18 protein-coding genes are annotated in these 19,079 nt (G+C 66.5%); 11 read left to right on the top strand and 7 right to left on the bottom strand.

The window, feature by feature from the left end; translation table 11 throughout:
* Positions 1-42: 42 nt before the first annotated feature.
* On the bottom strand, positions 43-414 hold the full coding sequence (locus PHA81_RS19140) for a cupin domain-containing protein (RefSeq protein WP_273838306.1): 372 nt from the start codon (positions 412-414) through the stop codon (positions 43-45).
* Positions 415-492: 78 nt separating this feature from the next.
* Between PHA81_RS19140 and PHA81_RS19135 the strand changes: the two genes are divergently transcribed.
* On the top strand, positions 493-1,671 hold the full coding sequence (locus tag PHA81_RS19135) for a CBS domain-containing protein (RefSeq protein ID WP_005040348.1): 1,179 nt from the start codon (positions 493-495) through the stop codon (positions 1,669-1,671).
* 28 nt (positions 1,672-1,699) lie between these two features.
* On the opposite strand, the gene PHA81_RS19130 is transcribed toward PHA81_RS19135, so the two are convergent.
* Both PHA81_RS19130 and PHA81_RS19125 read right to left on the bottom strand, forming a co-directional pair.
* Complete coding sequence (locus PHA81_RS19130) at positions 1,700-2,422, bottom strand: competence/damage-inducible protein A (protein WP_273838303.1); 723 nt, start codon at positions 2,420-2,422, stop codon at positions 1,700-1,702.
* Between the two features lie 89 nt (positions 2,423-2,511).
* Complete coding sequence (locus PHA81_RS19125) at positions 2,512-3,183, bottom strand: conditioned medium-induced protein 4 (protein ID WP_273838301.1); 672 nt, start codon at positions 3,181-3,183, stop codon at positions 2,512-2,514.
* Positions 3,184-3,329: 146 nt separating this feature from the next.
* Between PHA81_RS19125 and PHA81_RS19120 the strand changes: the two genes are divergently transcribed.
* From PHA81_RS19120 to PHA81_RS19100, 5 genes are all read left to right on the top strand, one after another.
* Positions 3,330-3,914, top strand: a complete 585-nt coding sequence (locus tag PHA81_RS19120) for a biotin transporter BioY (protein WP_273838299.1) — start codon at positions 3,330-3,332, stop codon at positions 3,912-3,914.
* Positions 3,911-4,681: an ABC transporter ATP-binding protein gene (locus tag PHA81_RS19115; protein ID WP_273838297.1), complete on the top strand. Its 771-nt coding sequence runs from the start codon at positions 3,911-3,913 to the stop codon at positions 4,679-4,681. The genes PHA81_RS19120 and PHA81_RS19115 overlap by 4 nt, the downstream gene beginning before the upstream one ends.
* Positions 4,675-5,379, top strand: a complete 705-nt coding sequence (locus PHA81_RS19110; protein ID WP_273838295.1) for an energy-coupling factor transporter transmembrane protein EcfT — start codon at positions 4,675-4,677, stop codon at positions 5,377-5,379. Before PHA81_RS19115 ends, PHA81_RS19110 begins: the two co-directional genes overlap by 7 nt.
* Positions 5,380-5,541: 162 nt before the next feature.
* Positions 5,542-7,713 (top strand): (Fe-S)-binding protein, encoded by a 2,172-nt coding sequence (locus tag PHA81_RS19105; protein WP_273838293.1) that lies wholly within the window; start codon positions 5,542-5,544, stop codon positions 7,711-7,713.
* 64 nt (positions 7,714-7,777) lie between these two features.
* Positions 7,778-8,986 carry a GNAT family N-acetyltransferase gene (locus PHA81_RS19100; RefSeq protein WP_273838292.1) on the top strand — a complete coding sequence of 403 codons (1,209 nt, stop codon included), beginning with the start codon at positions 7,778-7,780 and terminating at the stop codon, positions 8,984-8,986.
* 344 nt (positions 8,987-9,330) lie between these two features.
* Here the strand turns inward: PHA81_RS19100 and PHA81_RS19095 are convergent, their stop codons facing one another.
* A complete protein-coding gene (locus PHA81_RS19095) occupies positions 9,331-10,125 on the bottom strand; it encodes a hypothetical protein (protein ID WP_005040329.1) in 795 nt (264 codons plus the stop codon).
* Positions 10,126-10,223: 98 nt separating this feature from the next.
* Here PHA81_RS19095 and PHA81_RS19090 point away from each other — a divergent pair, with 98 nt between their 5' ends.
* Both PHA81_RS19090 and PHA81_RS19085 read left to right on the top strand, forming a co-directional pair.
* The gene (locus PHA81_RS19090) at positions 10,224-10,460 is read left to right on the top strand and encodes a hypothetical protein (RefSeq protein WP_005040327.1); all 237 of its coding nucleotides are present in this window, start codon (positions 10,224-10,226) and stop codon (positions 10,458-10,460) included.
* Positions 10,461-10,522: 62 nt separating this feature from the next.
* Entirely contained in the window at positions 10,523-10,774 is a 252-nt protein-coding gene (locus PHA81_RS19085) for a hypothetical protein (protein WP_273838290.1), read from the top strand.
* Between the two features lie 94 nt (positions 10,775-10,868).
* Here PHA81_RS19085 and PHA81_RS19080 read toward each other — a convergent pair whose 3' ends face one another.
* Together PHA81_RS19080 and PHA81_RS19075 are read right to left on the bottom strand one after the other, a co-directional pair.
* Positions 10,869-11,453, bottom strand: a complete 585-nt coding sequence (locus tag PHA81_RS19080) for a dihydrofolate reductase family protein (RefSeq protein WP_273838288.1) — start codon at positions 11,451-11,453, stop codon at positions 10,869-10,871.
* 297 nt (positions 11,454-11,750) lie between these two features.
* Positions 11,751-12,278, bottom strand: coding sequence for a VTT domain-containing protein (locus PHA81_RS19075; RefSeq protein WP_273838286.1), 528 nt, complete (start codon positions 12,276-12,278; stop codon positions 11,751-11,753).
* 90 nt (positions 12,279-12,368) lie between these two features.
* Here PHA81_RS19075 and hemB point away from each other — a divergent pair, with 90 nt between their 5' ends.
* The 3 genes from hemB to PHA81_RS19060 all read left to right on the top strand — a co-directional run bounded on the left by hemB (position 12,369) and on the right by PHA81_RS19060 (position 17,303).
* The gene (gene hemB, locus PHA81_RS19070) at positions 12,369-13,430 is read left to right on the top strand and encodes a porphobilinogen synthase (protein WP_273838283.1); all 1,062 of its coding nucleotides are present in this window, start codon (positions 12,369-12,371) and stop codon (positions 13,428-13,430) included.
* A gap of 66 nt (positions 13,431-13,496) precedes the next feature.
* A complete protein-coding gene (locus tag PHA81_RS19065; protein WP_273838282.1) occupies positions 13,497-15,278 on the top strand; it encodes an acyl-CoA dehydrogenase family protein in 1,782 nt (593 codons plus the stop codon).
* 306 nt (positions 15,279-15,584) lie between these two features.
* Complete coding sequence (locus tag PHA81_RS19060; RefSeq protein ID WP_273838280.1) at positions 15,585-17,303, top strand: ammonium transporter; 1,719 nt, start codon at positions 15,585-15,587, stop codon at positions 17,301-17,303.
* A gap of 41 nt (positions 17,304-17,344) precedes the next feature.
* On the opposite strand, the gene PHA81_RS19055 is transcribed toward PHA81_RS19060, so the two are convergent.
* Positions 17,345-18,685 carry a glutamate-1-semialdehyde 2,1-aminomutase gene (locus tag PHA81_RS19055; protein WP_273838279.1) on the bottom strand — a complete coding sequence of 447 codons (1,341 nt, stop codon included), beginning with the start codon at positions 18,683-18,685 and terminating at the stop codon, positions 17,345-17,347.
* Between the last annotated feature and the right edge of the window lie 394 nt (positions 18,686-19,079).

The raw sequence follows: 19,079 nt of genomic DNA, 5'->3' as shown, positions 1-19,079 counted from the left end.
CAGTCACTCGAACGATCGTCGAGACCGCCCGAGCCGACCTCCTCACTCCACGAGTTCGATCGCGTCGTCGCCGTTCGGCACTGCGCAGATGAACGCCCCTTCTTCGTTCCCCTCGTTGCGATACCAGTGGACCGTTCCGGCAGGGATCAACAGCGAGTCGCCCGAACTCACGGCGTGTTCCTCGTTTCCGATCCCCACGACGTACTCCCCCTCCAGAACGTACTGCTCGTGTTCGACCTCGTTGGTGTGTTTCGGGACCTCGGCTCCGGGAGCGAGCGTGAACCGTCGGATGGCGAAGTTCGGCGCACCGCGTTCCTCGTCGACGAGCACGCCCTTTTCGAGGCCATCAGCCGCATCGACGCTCTCGTACTCGATGTCTTCCGCTCGCTGCACCACCGGGGATGACTCGCTCATGGGTCACGGACGATCGGCGCGGGCAAAAGCGTTCGTGGGCGGGGGCGGGCTTAAGATGCCGCCAGCCCTACTCGGGGTATGCCCAGCTTTCGGATCGGCCGCATCGCCGGGATCCCCATCAAGGTGGGTCTGTCGTTCCTGCTCGTCCTCCCCCTGTTCGCGTGGCTCATCGCCACGGACGTGGGACGGTGGATCTCGATCATGAACGACGTCGTGGGGGCGAACCTCCCGGCGGCGTCGCTATCGGCGGGCCAGACCCCGCTCGTGCTCGGCAGCGTCGCCGCCATCGGGCTGTTCGTCGGGGTCGTGCTCCACGAACTCGGCCACTCGCTGGTGGCGATGCGGTACGGCTACCCTATCGACTCGATCACGCTCTGGTTCCTCGGCGGGATCGCCCAGCTGACCGAGATGCCCGAGGACTGGCGACAGGAGTTCGCCGTCGCGGTCGCGGGGCCGATCGTGAGCATCGCGGTCGGTGCGGTCTCGTATCTCGGCTTCCTCGCACTCCCCGAATCGTTCGGAGCCGCACGGTTCGTGCTCGCGTATCTCGCGCTGGCGAACGTCGTCCTCGCGGGGTTCAACCTCCTCCCCGGCTTCCCGATGGACGGTGGTCGCGTCCTGCGTGCGCTGCTCGCGCGCAATCGCACCCACGCTCGGGCGACGCAGCTCGCCGCCGAGGTCGGCAAGGGGTTCGCGTTCCTCCTCGGTCTCGCGGGGCTGCTCTCGGGCGGCATCGTGCTGATCGCGATCGCCTTCTTCATCTACATGAGCGCCGCCGGCGAGGCCCAGCAGGCCACCACGAAAGCCGCCCTGGAGGGCGTCGCGATCGAGCGAGTCATGACGCCGGCCGCCGAGATCCACGCCGTCACGCCGGAAACGTCGGTCGCCGAGCTGATCGACCGGATGTTGACCGAGCGCCACACCGGCTATCCGGTTCTCGCTGACGGCGAACTCGTCGGGCTGGTCACGCTGTCCGACGCTCGCGAAGTCCGTGAGGTCGAGCGCGACGCCTACCGGGTCGAGGAGGTGATGACCCGCGATCTCACGACAGTCCCGGTGGACGCCGACGCGATGACCGCACTCTCCACAATGCAGTCCGAAGGCGTCGGCCGACTCCCGGTCGTCGATCTCCGCGGGGAGTTCACCGGTCTCGTTTCGCGGACCGATCTCATGACCGCGCTCACGATCCTCCAGTCGAGCGAGAACACGACATCCGCGCCAGACACACCGCGATCGGCCGACGAAACGATCCGGTAACGGCGATCCGGTGTCGACGGTCCGGCGCTCACTCCGCGGGCGTCGTCACGTCGACGCGCTCGCGCAACCAGTCGGCCGCCGTGTCGAGTTCGGCGGGATCCTCGCCGGTGAGTTTGATTCGGTTGTGGCGGACTGCAGGATCGGGATAACATCCGACGGCGACGTCGAAACGCTCGCCAGCGGTTTCGAGGTCGTCGATAAGGTCGGCCTCCGGCGTCGCGGTGTGGAACGTCCGCGACTCGACGTCGCCCCCGAACGAGTCGGCGACCGATTCGAACATCGCCGTCATCTCGTCGGGAACGCCAGGGAGTACGTAGATATTCTGGATCACACAGCCAGGGGCGAGGCCCGGCTCGTTCAGCAGCGGTCGACTCCCGTCGGGGATCGACGCCTCGGCCTCGCGGTCGAGGTCGATGTCGGGGAACTCCTCGCGGACGGCCTCGACCGTGGCCTCGACGTCCGCGAGCGCACGGTCGTCGGGGGCGAGCGGACGGTCGAACGCCTGCGCTACCGCGGCCATCGTGACGTCGTCGGGCGTCCCACCGAGCCCGCCCGTCACGATCACGGCGTCGAAACTCTCGGCGAACTCACTCACTTTTCTGGCGATCAGATCACGGTCGTCGGGCACCACGAGGATCCGTGCGACCGTCGCGCCGCGATCGGCGAGCTGGCCCGCGAGCCACGTCGCATTGGTGTTCTGGGTGTCGCCCGCAAGGAGTTCGTCGCCGACGGTGAGAAGCGCGACCTGCATTCGGCCGAAACGACGAGCCACGGACGGATAACCCGTTCGCGTGCGCTACTCGGGTCACGACCGGACGATCGACAGCGGGGACACGGCGATCAGAACGAGAGGTCGTTTTCCATCCCGTCGGTGGCGTCGTCGAGGCCGTCACGGGTGACGTCCTCGGTGAGCGAGGCGAGATCGGCGTCGGCGAGGATCTCGTCGAACTCCTCGCGGAAGCGATCGCCGACGCGCCGGCGTTCGGCCTGGGTTTCGAGCACCCGACGGTAGCGCCGCACCGTCGACTCCGCGGCGTCGAGGTCGGCGGCGATCTCGTCGATCGACTCGTCGTTCGTGAGGCGATCCCGGAGATCGCCGAGGGCGAACGGGGCGTCGGTGTCGGCCTCGCGGACGAGGTGGAGATCCATCCGCGCGCGGAAGACGTCGCGGCGGGAGAGGTCGGGCGGTTCGGTGGTTTCGGCCTCTGACACGTCCGATCCCGTCTCCTCGTCGGCGTCGTCTTCGTTTGCAGCCTCGGCAGCGCGTTCCGCGAGGGCGGCGTCGTCCAACCCGTCGTAGAACCCTTCGACCAGATCGGCGAGCGCCGCGTCCGGAAGGTCGGTATCGAAGTCGTAGCGTTCGCGCATCGAGGCCACGACCCCCTCCACGCGCTCGGCAGCCGGTTCGTCGCGCGCGAGCGAGCCGGGGGTGTCCTCCTGGCGCTCGGTGACCGTCGACTCGTCGGTGACGTCAACGAAGATGTCGCGGAGTTCTTCAGTTTTCTCGTCCATCGTCACGCGAACGAAGCGTCTGACATCGATCGGTAAAAGCCTGCCGGCGATGCAGGGAGTTCGTCGACCGACGAGGCTAAGAGAGTTGACGGCTGGAGGGATGTATCGATGGCCGACCCACGCCAGGACCGACGAGGGAGGGAGCGATGAGCGCCGAAACCGGTGACGTGGAACTCGTTGGCGACGCGACCGCGAGCAACCTCGCGCGCGCTGCGCTGTTCGCCGCCCTGATCGGCGCGTTCGCCTACGTCAGTTTCCCGAACCCCGTCTCGCCCGCCCCGGTCACGCTCCAGGTGCTCGGGGTCTTCCTCGCAGGCATCCTGCTCGGTCCGGTGTGGGGCGGGGCGGCCTGTGGGCTCTACCTCCTCGCGGGCGCGCTCGGCGCACCGGTGTTCGCCGGCGGATCGGCGGGACTCGGCGTTCTCGTCGGTCCCACGGCGGGCTACCTCTGGTCGTACCCGTTCGCGGCGGCCGCGATCGGCGGTGTCGTTCACGGGGGTGCCTCACTCACCGATCCGAAAGCGGCCGGCCTCGCGCGGCTCGTCGGTGCGATGGTTCTCGGTGTGGTCGTGATCTACACGTTCGGGGTAACGGGACTGATGGTGGTCCAAAATCTCGGTCCTGCCGAGGCGTTCGTCGGCGGTGCGGCCGCGTTCATCCCGGCCGAGGCGCTGAAGATCGCGGCCGGGGTGGGGATCGTCCGGAGCGACGCGATCGCCGCCACGTCATGATCGAGGTCCGCGATCTCGTCTATCGCTACGACGACACCGAGGGATCGGCGGAAGCGGGTCGAGAGTCCACCGCCGACCGGGACGACGCGACCGAAACGGAGCCGCGGCCGGCAGTCGACGATGTCTCGCTCACCATCGACGACGGCTCGTTCGTCGTACTCGCGGGTCCCAATGGTTCGGGAAAGACGACGCTCGTCCGGCAGTTCAACGGCCTGCTCGATCCCGATTCGGGGGCCGTGTCGGTGAACGGCCAGCCGGTCGGTGGGGACGTGGTGGCCGCGCGGACCGCAGTGGCGATGACGTTCCAGGACCCGCGCGACGGGTTCGTGGCCGCAACGGTGGGCGCGGACGTCGCGTTCGGGCCCGAAAACCTCGGCCTCGACAGGGAGGAGATCGATCGACGAGTACGTGAGGCGCTCGCGGCGGTGCGCCTGGACGGCCGGGAGGCAGAGCGCATCGACCGACTGTCGGGCGGCGAGCGGGCGCGGGTCGCGATCGCTGGCGCGCTCGCGATGGCACCCGATCACCTCGTGCTCGACGAGCCGTTCGCGGGCCTCGACGAGCCGGCGCGACAGTCGGTGCTCGACCGGCTCCGGGCGCTCCATTCCGATGGAACGGGGATCGTGGTCGTCACCCACGACCTCCGTGATCTCGTCGATCCCGCCGATCGCGTGCTCGTGATGAACGAAGGGCGGGTCGCGCTCGACGCGCCGCCCGACGACGCGATCGATCAGCTCTCCACGCTCGGCGTGCGCGCGCCGTGTTGAGCTACGAGCCCGGCGACTCGCTCGCCCACCGCCTCGATCCGCGGGCGAAGCTCGCGGTGCAGGTGGGGTTCGCGATCGCGGCGTTCGCCCACACCACGCCGCGCGGCCTCGCGATCCTGACCGTGCTCGCGGGGAGCGTCCTCGCGGCAGCGAGGCTGTCGCCGGCCGCCGCCCTCGCCGAGGCGCGCTACGCGCTTCCCTTCCTCGTCGTCGGGCCGGCGATCGCCGTCCTTACCCTCGGACCGCCGTGGATCGCCCCCTCGCAGGCGGTCGCGCCGGCACTCGCGAGCTATCGCGTGCTGCTCGTGCTCGTCGTGAGCGTCGTCTACGTTCGGACGACGCGTGTGCGCGACTCCCGGGCGGCGATCCAGCGGCTCGTCCCCGGTCGTCCAGGTCGTTTTCTCGGCGTCGGCGTAGCGCTGGTCTTCCGGTTTCTGCCGGTGCTGGTGGCCGATCTCTCGCGGACGCGCGCGGCGATGCGGGCGCGACTCGGGAACGAGCGTGGACTCGTCGAACGGATGGAGATCGTCACGAGTGCGGGAATCCGGCGGGCGTTCGGGCGGGCCGATCAGCTCGGCGTGGCGCTCCGCGCACGGTGTTTCGCGTGGAATCCGACGCTGCCACACCTTCGGTTCGCGCGTCGCGACCTGCCGGTGCTCGGTCTGGCTGCGGCGCTCGTCGGCTGGGCGCTCGTCTGAGTTCTCCATAGCGATCACGAATCCCGCGATCCGAGCGGAGAGCAAGCCTCGATCGGATCCGGACAAAACGAAGAATTAGTTGGCAGTTTGTCGCCGACTGCGAACCGATCGCCACGGGTGGACAAGATTTAACCCCGCTGGTCGGCTCTACAACGATAATCGATGACACTCGTGCTCCAGACGGGAGAGACCGTCACCCGAGAGACGTTCTGGCTGATCGGTCCCGTCGGGAAAGCACTCTTCTATTTTCTCACGGCGCTCGCGGTCACGGTCTTCCTGTATGGGGTCTACGAGCGGTTCGCGCGGTACACCCGCGGAACCGAGGATGCCTTCGCCCGGCTCGACGACCTCCCCAGCCGGATCGTGAGCGCCGCGAAGACCGTCGTCACCAACGAGAACCAGTTCAATCGCGACCTCTACGGCGGACTGATGCACGCGTTCATCATGTGGGGGTTTCTCACGCTGCTGATCGGTACCACCATTCTCGGGATCGACATGGACGGCTATCGGCTCGTGACCGGCCTGCTGGGTGAGGAGCAGTCCTTCTTCGTCGGCGATTTCTACCTCTCGTATTCGCTCGTGATGGACGCGATGGGCTTTCTGTTCGTCGTCGGGCTCGGAATGGCGATCTACCGGCGGTACGTCGTCCGGAACGAGCGGCTGTGGGGCAAGCATACGGATCTCGAAGACGGGCTGTTCGTCTGGACGCTGTTTCTCCTCGCTGCCGGCGGCTATCTCGTCGAAGGCGTGCGGATCCTCGCGACTGGCTTTCCCGAGTTCGAGACCGTGAGCTTCGTGGGCTGGTTCGTCGCGCTCGTTCTGGAGGGCGTCGGCGTCTCGCCGGAGCTCGCAACCACGCTCTACCCGGCGACGTGGTGGTCGCACTCCCTGCTCGCGCTCGGGTTCGTGGCGTGGGTGCCCTACGCCAAACCGTTCCACATGCTGTCGAGCTTCGCCAACGTCGTCACCCGCGATGAGAAGGCAGGCACCCGGCTGCCGGGCGTGCCCGCCGACGCCGATCCCGACGAGATCGGCTTCACCGAAATCGGAGACATGTCGTGGCGACAGATGCTCGATCAGGACGCCTGCACCAAGTGCGGCCGGTGTTCGTCGGTGTGTCCGGCGAAGGCGTCGGGACGGCCGCTCGATCCGCGCGACGTGATCCTCGATCTCAAGGGGTATCGTGAGTCGGTGAACGCCGGCGGCGAAACCAAAGAAATCGTCGCGGACGGCGGGACGAGCGTCATCGATTCGCGCACGATGGAGTCGTGTATGTCCTGTATGGCGTGTATGGACGCCTGCCCCGTCGATATCGAGCACGTCCCGCAGTTCACCGAGATGAACCGCCGGCTCACCGAAATGGGCGAGATGGACGAGAACGTCCAGGAGACCATGATGGACATCTTCGGCCAGGGCAACTCCTTCGGGGAGCCCGAGCGCAAGCGCCCCGAGTGGACCGAGGAGCTCGACTTCGAAGTGCCCGACGCGCGCGAACAAGCCGTCGAGTACCTCTGGTACGTCGGCGATTATCCTTCTTACGACGAGCGCAACCGGAGGGTGGCGCGGTCGCTCGCCACGATCTTCGAGCACGCGGGCGTCGACTACGGCATCCTCTACGAGGACGAGCAGAACGACGGCAACGACGTCCGGCGAGTGGGCGAGGAGGGACTCTACGAGATGCTCGCCGAGGACAACGTCGAGGCCTTCGAGGACTGCGAGTTCGACACCATCGTCTGCACCGATCCGCACAGCTACAACACGTTCTCGAACGAGTACCCCGAACTCGACGGCGTGGAGTGGAACGCCGACGGCGAGATCGACGTCCACCATTACACGCAGGTCGTTCAGGAACTCGCGGATAGTGGTGCGCTCGATCTCACGGGCACCGAACTCGATCACACCGTGACCTATCACGACCCCTGCCACCTCGGCCGGATGAACGACGAGTACGAGGCCCCCCGAGATCTCGTCCGGCGCACGGGGTGTGACCTGAACGAGATGCCCAGGAATCGGGCGAACAGTTTCTGCTGTGGCGGCGGTGGCGGTGGGCTCTGGATGGACTTCGACGAGGAGCCCAAACCCAGCGAGGAACGTCTTCGGGAGGCCCTGGAGGACACCGACGCGGGGGCTGCTGTCGAGAAGTTCGTCGTCGCGTGTCCGATGTGCATGACGATGTACGAGGACGGCCGCAAGACAGGGAGCTTCGAGGACGACATCGAGATCGTCGGGCTTTCGGAGCTCCTGGCGGAGGCGCTCGATGCGGGCGGGGCAGCGGGAGCGGCGGCAGACACGGACGCGGATGCGGAGACGGGCGCAGCCCCGGCGGACGATTGAGATCGACGACGGCGATCTACCGGACAGCCTGAAAGTATTTCACGCACGACACCCCCGAATCGGTATGGCCGAGTATCGTCCCATCTCGGAGGAGTACGAGGAGCGCCACCACGCGATCACGGGCTACGCCTTCGATGCCGGATCGGGACCGTACGATCCGGACGAACCGATCGACGAGCGCCGTCGGCGACGGTGGGCGTTCGGCGAGGATCGGGGGATCTTCGACGGCGACGATCTCGTGGCCTGCGGCACCCACATCGAGTTCACCGTCCGGCTGCGCGGCGAATGGCTGCCGATGGCCGGCCTCTCGGGAGTGGCCTCCCCGCCGGAACGTCGACGCCAGGGATTCGTCGGAGAGTTGCTCGAAGCCTCGCTCCAAGAGTACCGCGAGTGGGGCTGGCCGATCGCCGCTCTCCGACCGTTCAAACACGACTTCTACGCGCGCTACGGCTGGGCGACCGGCTGTCGGTATCACACCGCGACCGTCGCTCCCGCGGCGCTGTCGACGGTACGATCCGCCGCAGCCGGTGAGTTCCGTCGGATCGAGCCCGAGGAGTACGCCACCCTGGAACCAGTCTTCGAGAAATGGCTCGACGACGTGAACCTCGCGACCCGCCGGAGCGACGACTGGTGGCGCGATCGAGTGTTCCAGGGCTACGATACGGAGCGGTACTGCTACGCGTGGCTCCAGGGGGACGAACCCCGAGGCTATCTGGTCTACCGAATCAAGGATGGTGACGACGGCCGACGCCTGGTGGTCGACGAGATGGCGTTCGCCGACCACGAAGCGTATCTGAACCTCCTGCGCTTTTGCCACGATCACGATTCACAGGTGAGCGCGGTCGAGCTGTACGGGTACGACCACGACCGGCTCCTCGATGTCGTCACCGATCGGGACGCGGTCGAAGTCGAGGTGGCCGCCGGCAAGATGCTCCGGATCGTCGACGTTCCGGCGGCCCTCGAAGCCGTCCCGTACCCCGGTGTCGAGGACGCCACCCTCACCGTCGGCGTCGACGATCCACACGCGCCGTGGAACGACGCGACGTTCTCGATGCGGGTCGCTGAGGGGGTGGCGTCCGTCGAACGGGTCGATGCCGACGCCGAGCCGGACGCGACGACCGACATCGGGACGCTCTCACAGCTTCTCGTGGGCTACTGCTCGGCCGAGCGTGCCAGGACGGTTGGCGGTCTCGACGTTCGAACCTCGGAGACCGTCGACGTGCTGGAGCGGCTGTTCCCCGAGCACGAGGTGTTCCTCCCAGAGAGTTTCTGAGAGGAGTTTCAGTCGCGATCGTCTCGTTCCACGCGATCCGATCAGCCGTGGTCGACTCTGCCGGTTCCGGACGACGGTCGCTCACGCGGGATCGATCGATACCAAACAGTATGGCAACTGGTAACAAGAACTAAGCGAGTCGGCCGACGTAGTGGATCGTGCAGGCGTGTTGCCTGTGCTACGCTCGGCCAACACGGGACCACCGAGCGTGGGAGCATACGCGAACCATGGGCCGGGGGGAGCACGTCCGGCCCATTTTCATCGCCGAGTGCGGATCGGCTGGCTCCGAACCCCTGCGAGCCACGGGTATCGCTTGATCGTTCGGCTCGGTTCGAATCGGGTCGTCAGTCCTCGTTCTCGTCCTCGGTCGAATCATCGGGGCTGGGTTGCTCGGGTTCGGCCCAGCGGTCGTCGGGATCGACCGGCGCGAGCGCGTGCGAGCGCTCCGCGTCGCTGTACGAGCGATCGGCGAGGGACAGACCTCGGCGTCGCCACCGCTTGCTCAGCTCGGACTCGCCCGTCGGGCCGACGCGCGCGCCGTGAACGGTGAAGTACCGACCGTCGCGGCCCATCTTCTTACCGTCGTAGGTGTGTTGGTCGAAGATCACGTCGAACTCGCCACCGGGTTCGAGGTCGCCGACCGGAAAGGTCTCGACCGGCTCGCGGCCCGCCTCGCGCGCTGCGGCGCGTTCCTCGGCCACCCGCTCGAAGTACCCGTTCGCGTACGTCGCCTCCCGGGTCGAGGTGGCCCGGGCGGCGGCGAGCGCCGCGTGGATCCCACAGAGTCGCCCCTCCCAGCCGTCGTCGTCCCACCGTTCGGTGGCCAGACGTTCGTAGCGATCGATAGTGAGGACGACATCCGCGCCCGCCCGCAGGTCCTCGACGACGTAGAGCGCGAGCCGATCCCAGAGGTTCCACGCGTACCCGGAGCGGACGAGTTCCCACGCCGCCCACGCCGCGCACTCCTCGTCCGAGCGCCGGACGGCCTTCTGGAGCAGGCTCGTGACGTCGTAGCGGTTGTACCCGCCCTTGGTCTCGTGCTCGCCGAGTTCGTCGCCGAAGTCGTTGGTCGCGTGTTCGTCCGGATCTCTCGTGTCGGCCTCGCCGCCGCCGAGCGTGGCCTGTTTCTCGTCGCTCATGGCCGTGGCGGAGGCACGGCGCACACATGTGCATGACCATCCGGACCGACGGGTGCAGTAGATTGAAGGCCCATCCCGTTCGTACACAACCATCGACGATGGCGGACGACGCGCTCACCGCGGCCGATCACCCGTGTCCGGACTGCGGTTCGACCACGGCGACCGACCGCGAAACCGAGGAGTACGTGCTCGAAGACGGGACCCAGCGCCGCATGACGTTCTGCACGGCGTGTGCCACCGATGACGACGGCACGCTCCGGTACGAGGTCATCACCGAGGAGTTCGTTCGGACCGAGATCGGCCGAGCGATGTGCGACGACTCGCGGACCGAGTAGCGCGCGACTGATCGCGGTGGTGAGACGGCACTGGCCAGGAGCCGAAACCGAGCGTGAGTTCGATGCCTGGTGGTGGCGAAACGGCGGAGTCTATGGGGCTGTCGGTCGGTCCTGGAATCGTCCGCCGATTTCCCGAGGTGGACACTCTCGATCGCGTAGTATATTTGCCGGACGCCAACGGGTTTCAGGTCATCACCGACGACCAGTGCTATCCGACTCACTTGCTCCACTGGCACGCTGAGTCGTGGATCGACGAAGACGACCGACCCCATATCAATACGGAAGATGCGCGTGCCGCCATTGATCCCCGATAGCCCGCCGGTCACGCCAGAGCACTACCCAGTCAACAATCAAATGGCTACTGCCAGGGCACGCACTGATTCGCTGTGGAGGGACGGGGACTGCTGGTTAGTTTTCTTGTCTCTCCGGACGATAGGTGAGGATGACGACGCCCTCACCGACCGTCTTCGTGTCCACGAGTTCCAGCGTCGTTGTATCGCTCGTCCCTCCAAAGAGGCGTTTCCCGCTCTCCAAGACGATCGGGAAGGTCATGAGTCGGTACTCGTCAACGAGGTCGTGTTCCATCAGCGTGTGGACAAGCTGTGCGCTACCGTTGACCAAGATGTTGCCGTCCGACTCCTGTTTCAGCTTCGCGACTTCATCCGCTACGTTCTCTCTGATCAGCGTCGAGTTGTTCCATTCAAGAGGTTCTTCCAAGGTCGTCGAAACGACGTACTTGGGCATGCTGTTGAACTTATCAGCAAAGCCTGCTTCATCCGTCTGATCCGGCCACGCTGCCGCGAACCCCTCATAAGTCGTCCGGCCCAGCAAGAGCGCCTCGCTCTCCAACGCCTCATTGAGTTTGAACTCGTCGCCTTCAGGACCACGGTCGAATTGAAAACTCCAGCCGCCGTGCTCGAATTCTTCTCCTCCACCTGGGTCTTCCATGACGCCGTCCAGGGTCATGAACTCCGAGACGATTAGGTCCCCCATGTAATATACCCCACATGAAAGCTACTACAAGCAGAGTCTTTACTTTATCGGCCGTGAAATCATTCGCCAATAACCGACAGTATGTCTATTTCTAACGTATAAGCAGAACGTGGTGAGATAAATCACTCTGGTTACTCTCACGACGCCTAAGGGGCCGAAAGGCTGGCAGGTGAATATGAGCCGCGACTACGAACCTGCGACCGCAGACCTCATCAAAACCGTGGCGAGCGCCGTGTGGGAAAGCCGGACCCAGCCCTTTCACGTCCGTCCCACCAATCGAAACAACCCACTCCGACCTCAGAACGCGACCTCGATCACGCCGAGCGCGATCGCCGCGAGCGCCGTCTCGAACACCACCGTGCCGGCCGCAGAGAGGAGAACGAACTCCCGGGTCCGCATCTCGGCGAACCCTGCGGGGACGGTGAGCATCCCCCGAGTGAACAGCAGAGCGTTGCTCACCGGAACGACGATCGGTCCCCAGCGGTCGAACCAGCCGTCGAAGGTGGCGAGGCGCTCGTCGCTCACCCGGAACCACCGCTTTTCGAGGAGCCACTCCCGGCCACCGCGTTTCGCGAGGACGAACAGCCCGACCTGACCGATCGTCGCTCCGATCACCGCGACGCCGATGATGGTGGCGACGTCCGTGACTGTACTCCCCATGAGACCGATCGAGACCGGGACGATCGCCTCGCTCGGCATGAAGTACATCAGCATGGCTCCTTCGAGCACGAACACAGCGAGGAGGGCGAGCAGTGCGTACTCCGAGTCGAGCAGGTCCCGGAGGGCGGCGGGCATCTCCGCGATCTGGAGGACCGGAGTGGACATCGGCAGGGAGTTTGCCGGTAGCTCCTAAATCGTTTGCGTCACGCATCGCGCACGAGAAGGGGTTTTGGCGCTCGCGGCCCCAATCAAGGTATGAACCTCACGCGCCGCCCCCGACGGCTCCGCCAGGACGGACTCCGCGACCTCGTCAGCGAGACCACCCTGGAGGCGAGCGACCTGATCGCACCGGTGTTCGTCGACGCCACCACGGAGGAGCGCGTTCCGATCGAGTCGATGCCGGGTCACGAGCGCGTGCCCGTCGACGAGGCGGCCGCGCGCGTCGAAGAGATCACAGAAACGGGTGTCGAGAGCGTGATCGTCTTCGGTATCCCCGAATCGAAGGACGACCGCGGAACCCGGGCGTGGGCCGACGACGGCGTGGTCCAGCGCGCGCTCCGGCGGATCACTGACGAGAACGATGTCTTCTGCATCACCGATGTCTGCCTCTGTGAGTACACCGATCACGGCCACTGTGGGGTGCTCGCCGAAGAAGCCCGCGAGCGCTGGGAGAACGGCGCTGCGGAGGCCGACGGTGGTGTGGCAGAAGTCGACGGCGGCGCGGCGGGACTGCACGAACAGCACGAAACGGGGCTGACGGTCGACAACGACACGACGCTCGACCTCCTCGGGAAGGTCGCGACGAGCCACGCCGACGCGGGCGCGGACATGGTCGCACCGAGCAGCGCGACCGACGGGATGGTGGGCGCGATCCGGGCGGCACTCGACGATGCGAATCACATGGATGTACCGATCATGAGCTACGCCGCGAAGTACGAGAGCAGCTTTTATGGGCCGTTCCGCGACGCGGCCGACGGCTCACCCGCCTTCGGCGACCGGCGGCACTACCAGATGGACCCCGCGAACGCCGACGAGGCGCTTCGAGAAGTGGATCTCGATGTCGACCAGGGCGCGGACGTGCTGATGGTCAAGCCCGCGCTGCCGTATCTCGACGTCGTCCGCAGGGTCGACGAGCGGACTGACCAACCTGTGGCGGCCTACAACGTCTCGGGTGAGTACGCCATGCTCCACGCCGCCGCCGAGAAGGGGTGGCTCGACCTCGATTCTGCCGCCGACGAATCGCTGCTCTCGATCAAACGCGCCGGCGCGGACCTAATTCTGACCTATTTCGCTGAGGACGTCGCCAAACGACTCTAACACGCCGATACAGGACCGAGCCAAGACGGACCGAGCAGTTATGCCGTGAGCGACGGATGTGACGACATGACACGCGAGGCCATCGACTACGGACAGTTCGAGGCCGGTCGGGACGTGAACTACTGGACCCTCGATCGCACCCTCCAGTACGAGGCGCGACGGACCTATCCCGACGAGGAGTTCGCGTGGGCCGAGCCTCGACTGGAGGCGTTCGGTGACGTGGTCGGGTCGACGATCGCCGACAACGCCGATCGGATCGACCGCCACGGCCCCGAACTCCACACCTACGACCAGCACGGCGAAGTGCGAAACGAGGTCGAGTACCATCCCGCTCAGGACGAAAACGAACGGATCTCCTATGAAAAATTCGGGCTGACCCACGACGCCTTCCACGCGCCGCCGGGCCGCGACGAGCCGCTCGGACTCACGCACACGCTGACCCAGCAAGCGCTGCTCTCGTACGCCGATCCCGGATTCGTCTGTCCGGTGTCGATGACGACCGGCGTCGCGCTCGTGCTCGACGAATTCGACGACGGGAGCCTCGACGGCTATTTCGACCGCCTCACCAGCCGTGACGCCGACGAGCATATCGAGGGCGCGATGTTCCTCACCGAGAAACAGGGCGGCAGCGACGTCGGCGCGAACGAAACCGTTGCCGAGGAGGCCCCTGATGGCAGCTACCGCCTCACCGGCGAGAAGTGGTTCTGCTCGAACATCGACGCTCAGGGCGCGCTCGCGCTGGCTCGCCGGCCCGACGCGCCCGACGGAACCGCGGGCCTCTCGCTGTTTCTCGTTCCGCACACCAAACCGGGCGGGATGGTCAACGACGCACTGTTCCGCCGGCTGAAGGACAAGCTCGGGACGATCTCGGTCCCCACAGGGGAGATCGAATTCCGCGGCGCGGAGGCGTTCTTAGTAGGGGAACCCGAGAACGGGTTCCGGCAGATGACCGAGATGCTCAACTTCGAGCGCCTCTCGAACGCCACCGCCGCGGTCGGGATCATGGGTCGTGCGCTGCTCGAATCCAAAGTTCGGGCCGCGAACCGCGAGGCGTTCGGGGAGGTCATTCAAGACTACCCCCTGATGCGCCGCGATCTCGTCGATATGGCCGTCGACTACGAGGCCGCCGCCGCGTTCACCTTCGACGGCGCGCGCGTCCTCGACCGCTACCGGCGTGAGGGGCGTGAGACCGAGGCCGGCGAGCGGGCGTTCAAGCTCGTGCGCGCGCTCGTGCCGGTGGCGAAGCACGTGACCGCGCGGATGGCGGTCGAAACCGCCTCGTACGCGTGTGAGGTGCTCGGCGGCAACGGCTACGTCCGTGAGTTCGTCACCCCGCGCCTGCTCCGTGACGCCCAGGTGCTCCCGATCTGGGAAGGAACCTCGAACGTCCTCTCACTCGATCTGCTCCGGGCGCTCGACCGCGAGGACGCCCACGAGGCGCTCCTGCCCGCGATCCGCGCCAACCTCGACGCGGCCGAGCATCCCTGCCTCGACGAACCGACCGCGGCGATCGAGGACGCCTTCGCCGGCCTTCAGGAGTCGTTGGTTCATCTCGCCGGGGCCGACGGAGAGTACGCCCAGCTCCACGCCAAGAAACTCGCGAACTACGTCTTCGACGTCTACACCGCCGCGCTGCTCGTCAAAGAGGCACAAGAGCGGATCGACAGCGCGGACGACGCCCGGAAAGCCCTCGTCGCGAAGCGGTTCGTCGATACACGTCTGTGCGAGCCCGACGCACGCGGTATCACATCGGACGAACGCTTCTCGATCGGGCAGTTCGATGCGGTCGTTCGGTACGCATCCGTCGAGCCAGCGACGCTCGTCGAGTCCGCACCGGCCGACGACTGACTCCCGATCTCGGGCGCGGACGCCGCTCTCGCGCAACACCTGCCGGAAACCGAATCGACGAACGTACGGTTTTCGGTCCAATATCGAGCGATTCCCGACCGGAATACGACCTTATATCGATAATACTGTACCGCAAAACGGACATATCCATTCCAACACCAGCGCAAATATCCATATTTCAACCCAACAGTTATACGATCGCACTTCCTGCGTCCCCAGCGTGAGACGGATGACGAACACGGGCGAAAACAGCGAAAACGACATCAATTGTAGTAAAATAGTAGCGATTACTTCGGCGGTGGGCGAATGATCGAGGCTGGGTCGATCCCGCTCCAGGCGAGCGGGATGGAGGCGGTGGTCGAGAGCGTCAACCTCGTGTGGGTGCTCACGGTCACGTTCCTGATCTTCTTCATGCACGCGGGGTTCGCGATGCTGGAGGCGGGCCAGGTCCGCGCGAAGAACGTCGCCAACCAGCTCACGAAGAACATGCTGACGTGGTCGATCGGGGTCGTGGCCTTCTTCCTCGTCGGTGCGGGCGTCTCGTCGGTCATCGGCGGGCTCACTGGCGGCAGTGGGGCCACGCTCGCGGACCTGACGGCGGTCTGGAGCGGCGACTCGGCCGCGTGGGTGAGCTGGCTGTTCGGCGCGGTGTTCGCGATGACCGCCGCCACGATCGTGAGCGGCGCAGTCGCGGGTCGGTGTAAGCTCCGGGCGTACGTCGCGTACACGATCCTGCTCGCGGCGATCATCTACCCCGTGGTCACGGGCTTCACGTGGGCCGGCGGCTTTCTCGCAAGCGTCCTCGGCGTGGGCTTTCACGACTTCGCCGGCGGGATGATCGTCCACGGGATGGGCGGGATCGCGGGCCTGACGGCGGCGTGGGTGCTCGGCCCGCGGATCGGTCGCTACGGCGACGACGGCTCGGTGAACGTGATCCCCGGCCACTCGATGTCGTTTGCGGTGCTCGGCACGCTGATCCTCTGCTTCGGCTGGTACGGCTTCAACGTCGGCACCGCGGCTGCACCGCTCGCGATGGCTGACGGGGCCACAGAGCTCGGCTCGTTCAGCTACGTCGGCCGAGTCGCGCTCACGACCACCCTCGGGATGGCCGCGGGCGCGATCGGTGCTGGCGCGGCCTCGTTCGCGAAGACCCGGAAGGTCGACACGCTGTACGTCGCCAACGGGATGCTCGCCGGCCTCGTCTCGATCACCTCGATCACCGACGCGATCGTCTGGCCCGGAGCCGTGGCCGTCGGCCTACTCGCTGGTATCCAGCTCCCGCTGGTCTTCGAGTTCGTCGAGAAACGCCTTCGGATCGACGACGTCTGTGCGGTGTTCCCGGTCCACGGCTCGGCCGGCGTGCTCGGCGCGCTCGCGTTCCCGTTCGTCGCGGTCGACGGGTTCGCGCTCGACGTGCTCGCAGCCCAAATCATCGGCGTCGCCGTGATCGCCGGCTGGACGATCGTCGCGACCGCCGCGGTGTTCGGCGCGCTGAAGGCGGTCGGGCAGGCACGCGTCACGCCCGAACACGAACGCGACGGGCTCGATAGTGCGGAGCACGGCGTCGACACCTACCCCGAGTTCGGTCTCGGCGAGTCGGGCGGCCCGGTCGCCGACGGCGGTGCGGTCCACGCAGCCGCCGACGAGGAGGTTCGGACCGACGGTGGGTTGGCGAACGACGGCGGGATCAAGATGGTCACGGCAGTCGTTCGGCCCGACAAGCTCGGTGCAGTCAAGAGCGCGCTCGCGGAGGTCGGCGCGCCATCGCTCACGGTGACGAACGTCTCCGGGCGGGGGAGCCAGCCCGTCAAGAAGGGGCAGTGGCGCGGCGAGGAGTACACCGTCGACCTCCACCAGAAGGTCAAAGTCGAGTGCGTGGTGGCCGACATCGCTGCCGACGAGGTAGTCGAAGCGATCATCGAACGCGCCGCGACCGGCCAGCCGGGTGACGGCAAGGTGTTCGTCACGTCGGTCGAGGACGCCGCTCAGATCCGCACTGGGACTCGGGGGCGGGAGGCCGTTTAGCGGACGCGACCACTCGCACGTTCGATCGGTCGATGGGTCGGCTACTCGAAGTAGACTTTGTACGCTTCGAGGGTTTCCTCGATGTCCGCGTCGGTGTGCGCGTCGCTCACGAACTGGGATTCCATCTGGTTCGCGGTCAGGAAGATCCCCTCGTCGAGCATCGCGGGCCGGAACAACCGCTCCCAGCGCTCGGTCTCGCTTTGCTCCACGTCAGCACCGGTCTTGGGACAGCGGTCGAATCGGTCACAATCGGGGTCCTGACGGCAGCCCGCCTCGCACGCCGGGCCAGGGGCGGCGGCGTCGCCGCGGGTGAACACGAGTTTGAACATGCTGTCGGTGCCGAGGACGGTGTAGCCGGGCGCGCGGTCCTCGGTGATCTCCGTGAGTCCGGTCCGGAGCTTCTCGCCCAGCCGATTCACGTGGTCGTAGACGTCGTTTTCGGCAGCATATCTGAGAGTTTCGAGCCCGGCAGCCATCGCGACCGGGTGGCCCGAGAACGTGCCCGACTGGAACACGTCGCCGGCGGGCGTGAACGACTCGATGATCTCGGCGGGGCCGCCGATCGCGCCCGCCGGGAACCCGCCGCCGACGATCTTCGCGAACGTGGTGAGGTCAGGCGTCACGCCGAGTTTCCCCTGAGCGCACTGGAGCCCGCCGACACGGAAGCCCGTCATCACTTCGTCGAAGATCAGGAGCGCGCCGGACTCGTCACAGAGTTCGCGCAGGCGCTCGTGGTAGCCTTCGACGGGCAGCACGCCCGCGGTGTTGCCGAGCAGCGGTTCGGTCAGGACCGCGGCGATCTCGTCGCCGTGGGCCTCGAAGACCGCCTCGATCGCCTCTTGATCGTTGAACGGAACCGGAATCGTGTGCTGGGCGAATGATTGTGGGACGCCGGGCGAGGATGGCCGCGGATCGTCGGGCGAGCCCTCGACCAGCGTGGACTCCTGTGCGCCGTGATAGCCGCCTTGCATCACGACGATCTTCTCGCGGCCGGTGTACCCGCGGGCGAGCCGCACGGCGGAGACGGTGGCTTCCGTCCCACTGTTGACGAACCGGCACATCTCGACGCTCGGGACGTGGCGGGCGACGAACTCCGCGAGTTCGACCTCGATCTCGGTCGGTGCGCCGTACATCGGGCCCTCGCTCAGCGTTGACTGCACCGCCGCCTGGACCGACTCGGGGAGATCGTGACCGAGCAGGAGCGGCCCGTAGCCCATCACGTAGTCGATGTAGCGATTGCCGTCGGCGTCGATGACGTGGCCCCCGTCGCCGCGCTCGACGAACGCCGGGTAGGGTCGGGTTGCGCGGACCGAGGAGTTCACGCCGCCTGGCAGCACGTCGAGCGCGCGGTCGTAGAGATCGCGCGAGGTCGAGCGGTTCATGCGCCGGATTGGCCGGCCGGGCGCAAAGGCGTTACTGAGCCGCGGTGGCGGTGCGGCCGGCGGCCGCGGGGCGGCGGTGCGGTGGCGGCTGTGGTGCGGCCCTGGTGGATCGAGGGCGAGCGACTGGAGGGAGCGAGGGCTCGGGCGGTGCTGTGCGGGTGCGGGACAGTGCGGAGAGCGCCAGCAATCTACCGCGAACGAGCCGGAGGCGAGTGAGCGGGTGTTTTTGGTCCACCGGAAGACGCTTCGCGTCTTCCGAGCCCTGCCTCGCTGTGCTCGGCAGGACAGGTTTTTACGAGGGGTTGAGCGCCCGGAGGGCGCGAACTCGTTCGAGACGGCTTCGCCGTCTCGTGATGTCATCAGAACGCGAAGCGTTCTGATTGCAAGCAAGAAA

This window comes from Halococcus sp. PRR34, from assembly GCF_028617175.1.
Taxonomy (GTDB): Archaea; Halobacteriota; Halobacteria; order Halobacteriales; family Halococcaceae; genus Halococcus; species Halococcus salifodinae.
This window is presented reverse-complemented; position numbering and strand designations above follow the sequence as displayed.

What these genes read in the sequence shown, in the direction of transcription:
- PHA81_RS19080 (WP_273838288.1), bottom strand. Translation starts at nt 11,453, where the DNA reads ATGGGGGACCTAATCGTCTCGGAGTTCATGACCCTGGACGGCGTCATG.
- PHA81_RS19085 (WP_273838290.1), top strand. Translation starts at nt 10,523, where the DNA reads ATGCCTGGTGGTGGCGAAACGGCGGAGTCTATGGGGCTGTCGGTCGGT.
- PHA81_RS19105 (WP_273838293.1), top strand. Translation starts at nt 5,542, where the DNA reads ATGACACTCGTGCTCCAGACGGGAGAGACCGTCACCCGAGAGACGTTC.
- PHA81_RS19130 (WP_273838303.1), bottom strand. Translation starts at nt 2,422, where the DNA reads ATGCAGGTCGCGCTTCTCACCGTCGGCGACGAACTCCTTGCGGGCGAC.
- PHA81_RS19140 (WP_273838306.1), bottom strand. Translation starts at nt 414, where the DNA reads ATGAGCGAGTCATCCCCGGTGGTGCAGCGAGCGGAAGACATCGAGTAC.
- hemB (WP_273838283.1), top strand. Translation starts at nt 12,369, where the DNA reads ATGAACCTCACGCGCCGCCCCCGACGGCTCCGCCAGGACGGACTCCGC.
- PHA81_RS19135 (WP_005040348.1), top strand. Translation starts at nt 493, where the DNA reads ATGCCCAGCTTTCGGATCGGCCGCATCGCCGGGATCCCCATCAAGGTG.
- PHA81_RS19065 (WP_273838282.1), top strand. Translation starts at nt 13,497, where the DNA reads ATGACACGCGAGGCCATCGACTACGGACAGTTCGAGGCCGGTCGGGAC.
- PHA81_RS19120 (WP_273838299.1), top strand. Translation starts at nt 3,330, where the DNA reads ATGAGCGCCGAAACCGGTGACGTGGAACTCGTTGGCGACGCGACCGCG.
- PHA81_RS19090 (WP_005040327.1), top strand. Translation starts at nt 10,224, where the DNA reads ATGGCGGACGACGCGCTCACCGCGGCCGATCACCCGTGTCCGGACTGC.
- PHA81_RS19075 (WP_273838286.1), bottom strand. Translation starts at nt 12,278, where the DNA reads ATGTCCACTCCGGTCCTCCAGATCGCGGAGATGCCCGCCGCCCTCCGG.
- PHA81_RS19060 (WP_273838280.1), top strand. Translation starts at nt 15,585, where the DNA reads ATGATCGAGGCTGGGTCGATCCCGCTCCAGGCGAGCGGGATGGAGGCG.
- PHA81_RS19055 (WP_273838279.1), bottom strand. Translation starts at nt 18,685, where the DNA reads ATGAACCGCTCGACCTCGCGCGATCTCTACGACCGCGCGCTCGACGTG.
- PHA81_RS19125 (WP_273838301.1), bottom strand. Translation starts at nt 3,183, where the DNA reads ATGGACGAGAAAACTGAAGAACTCCGCGACATCTTCGTTGACGTCACC.
- PHA81_RS19100 (WP_273838292.1), top strand. Translation starts at nt 7,778, where the DNA reads ATGGCCGAGTATCGTCCCATCTCGGAGGAGTACGAGGAGCGCCACCAC.
- PHA81_RS19115 (WP_273838297.1), top strand. Translation starts at nt 3,911, where the DNA reads ATGATCGAGGTCCGCGATCTCGTCTATCGCTACGACGACACCGAGGGA.
- PHA81_RS19095 (WP_005040329.1), bottom strand. Translation starts at nt 10,125, where the DNA reads ATGAGCGACGAGAAACAGGCCACGCTCGGCGGCGGCGAGGCCGACACG.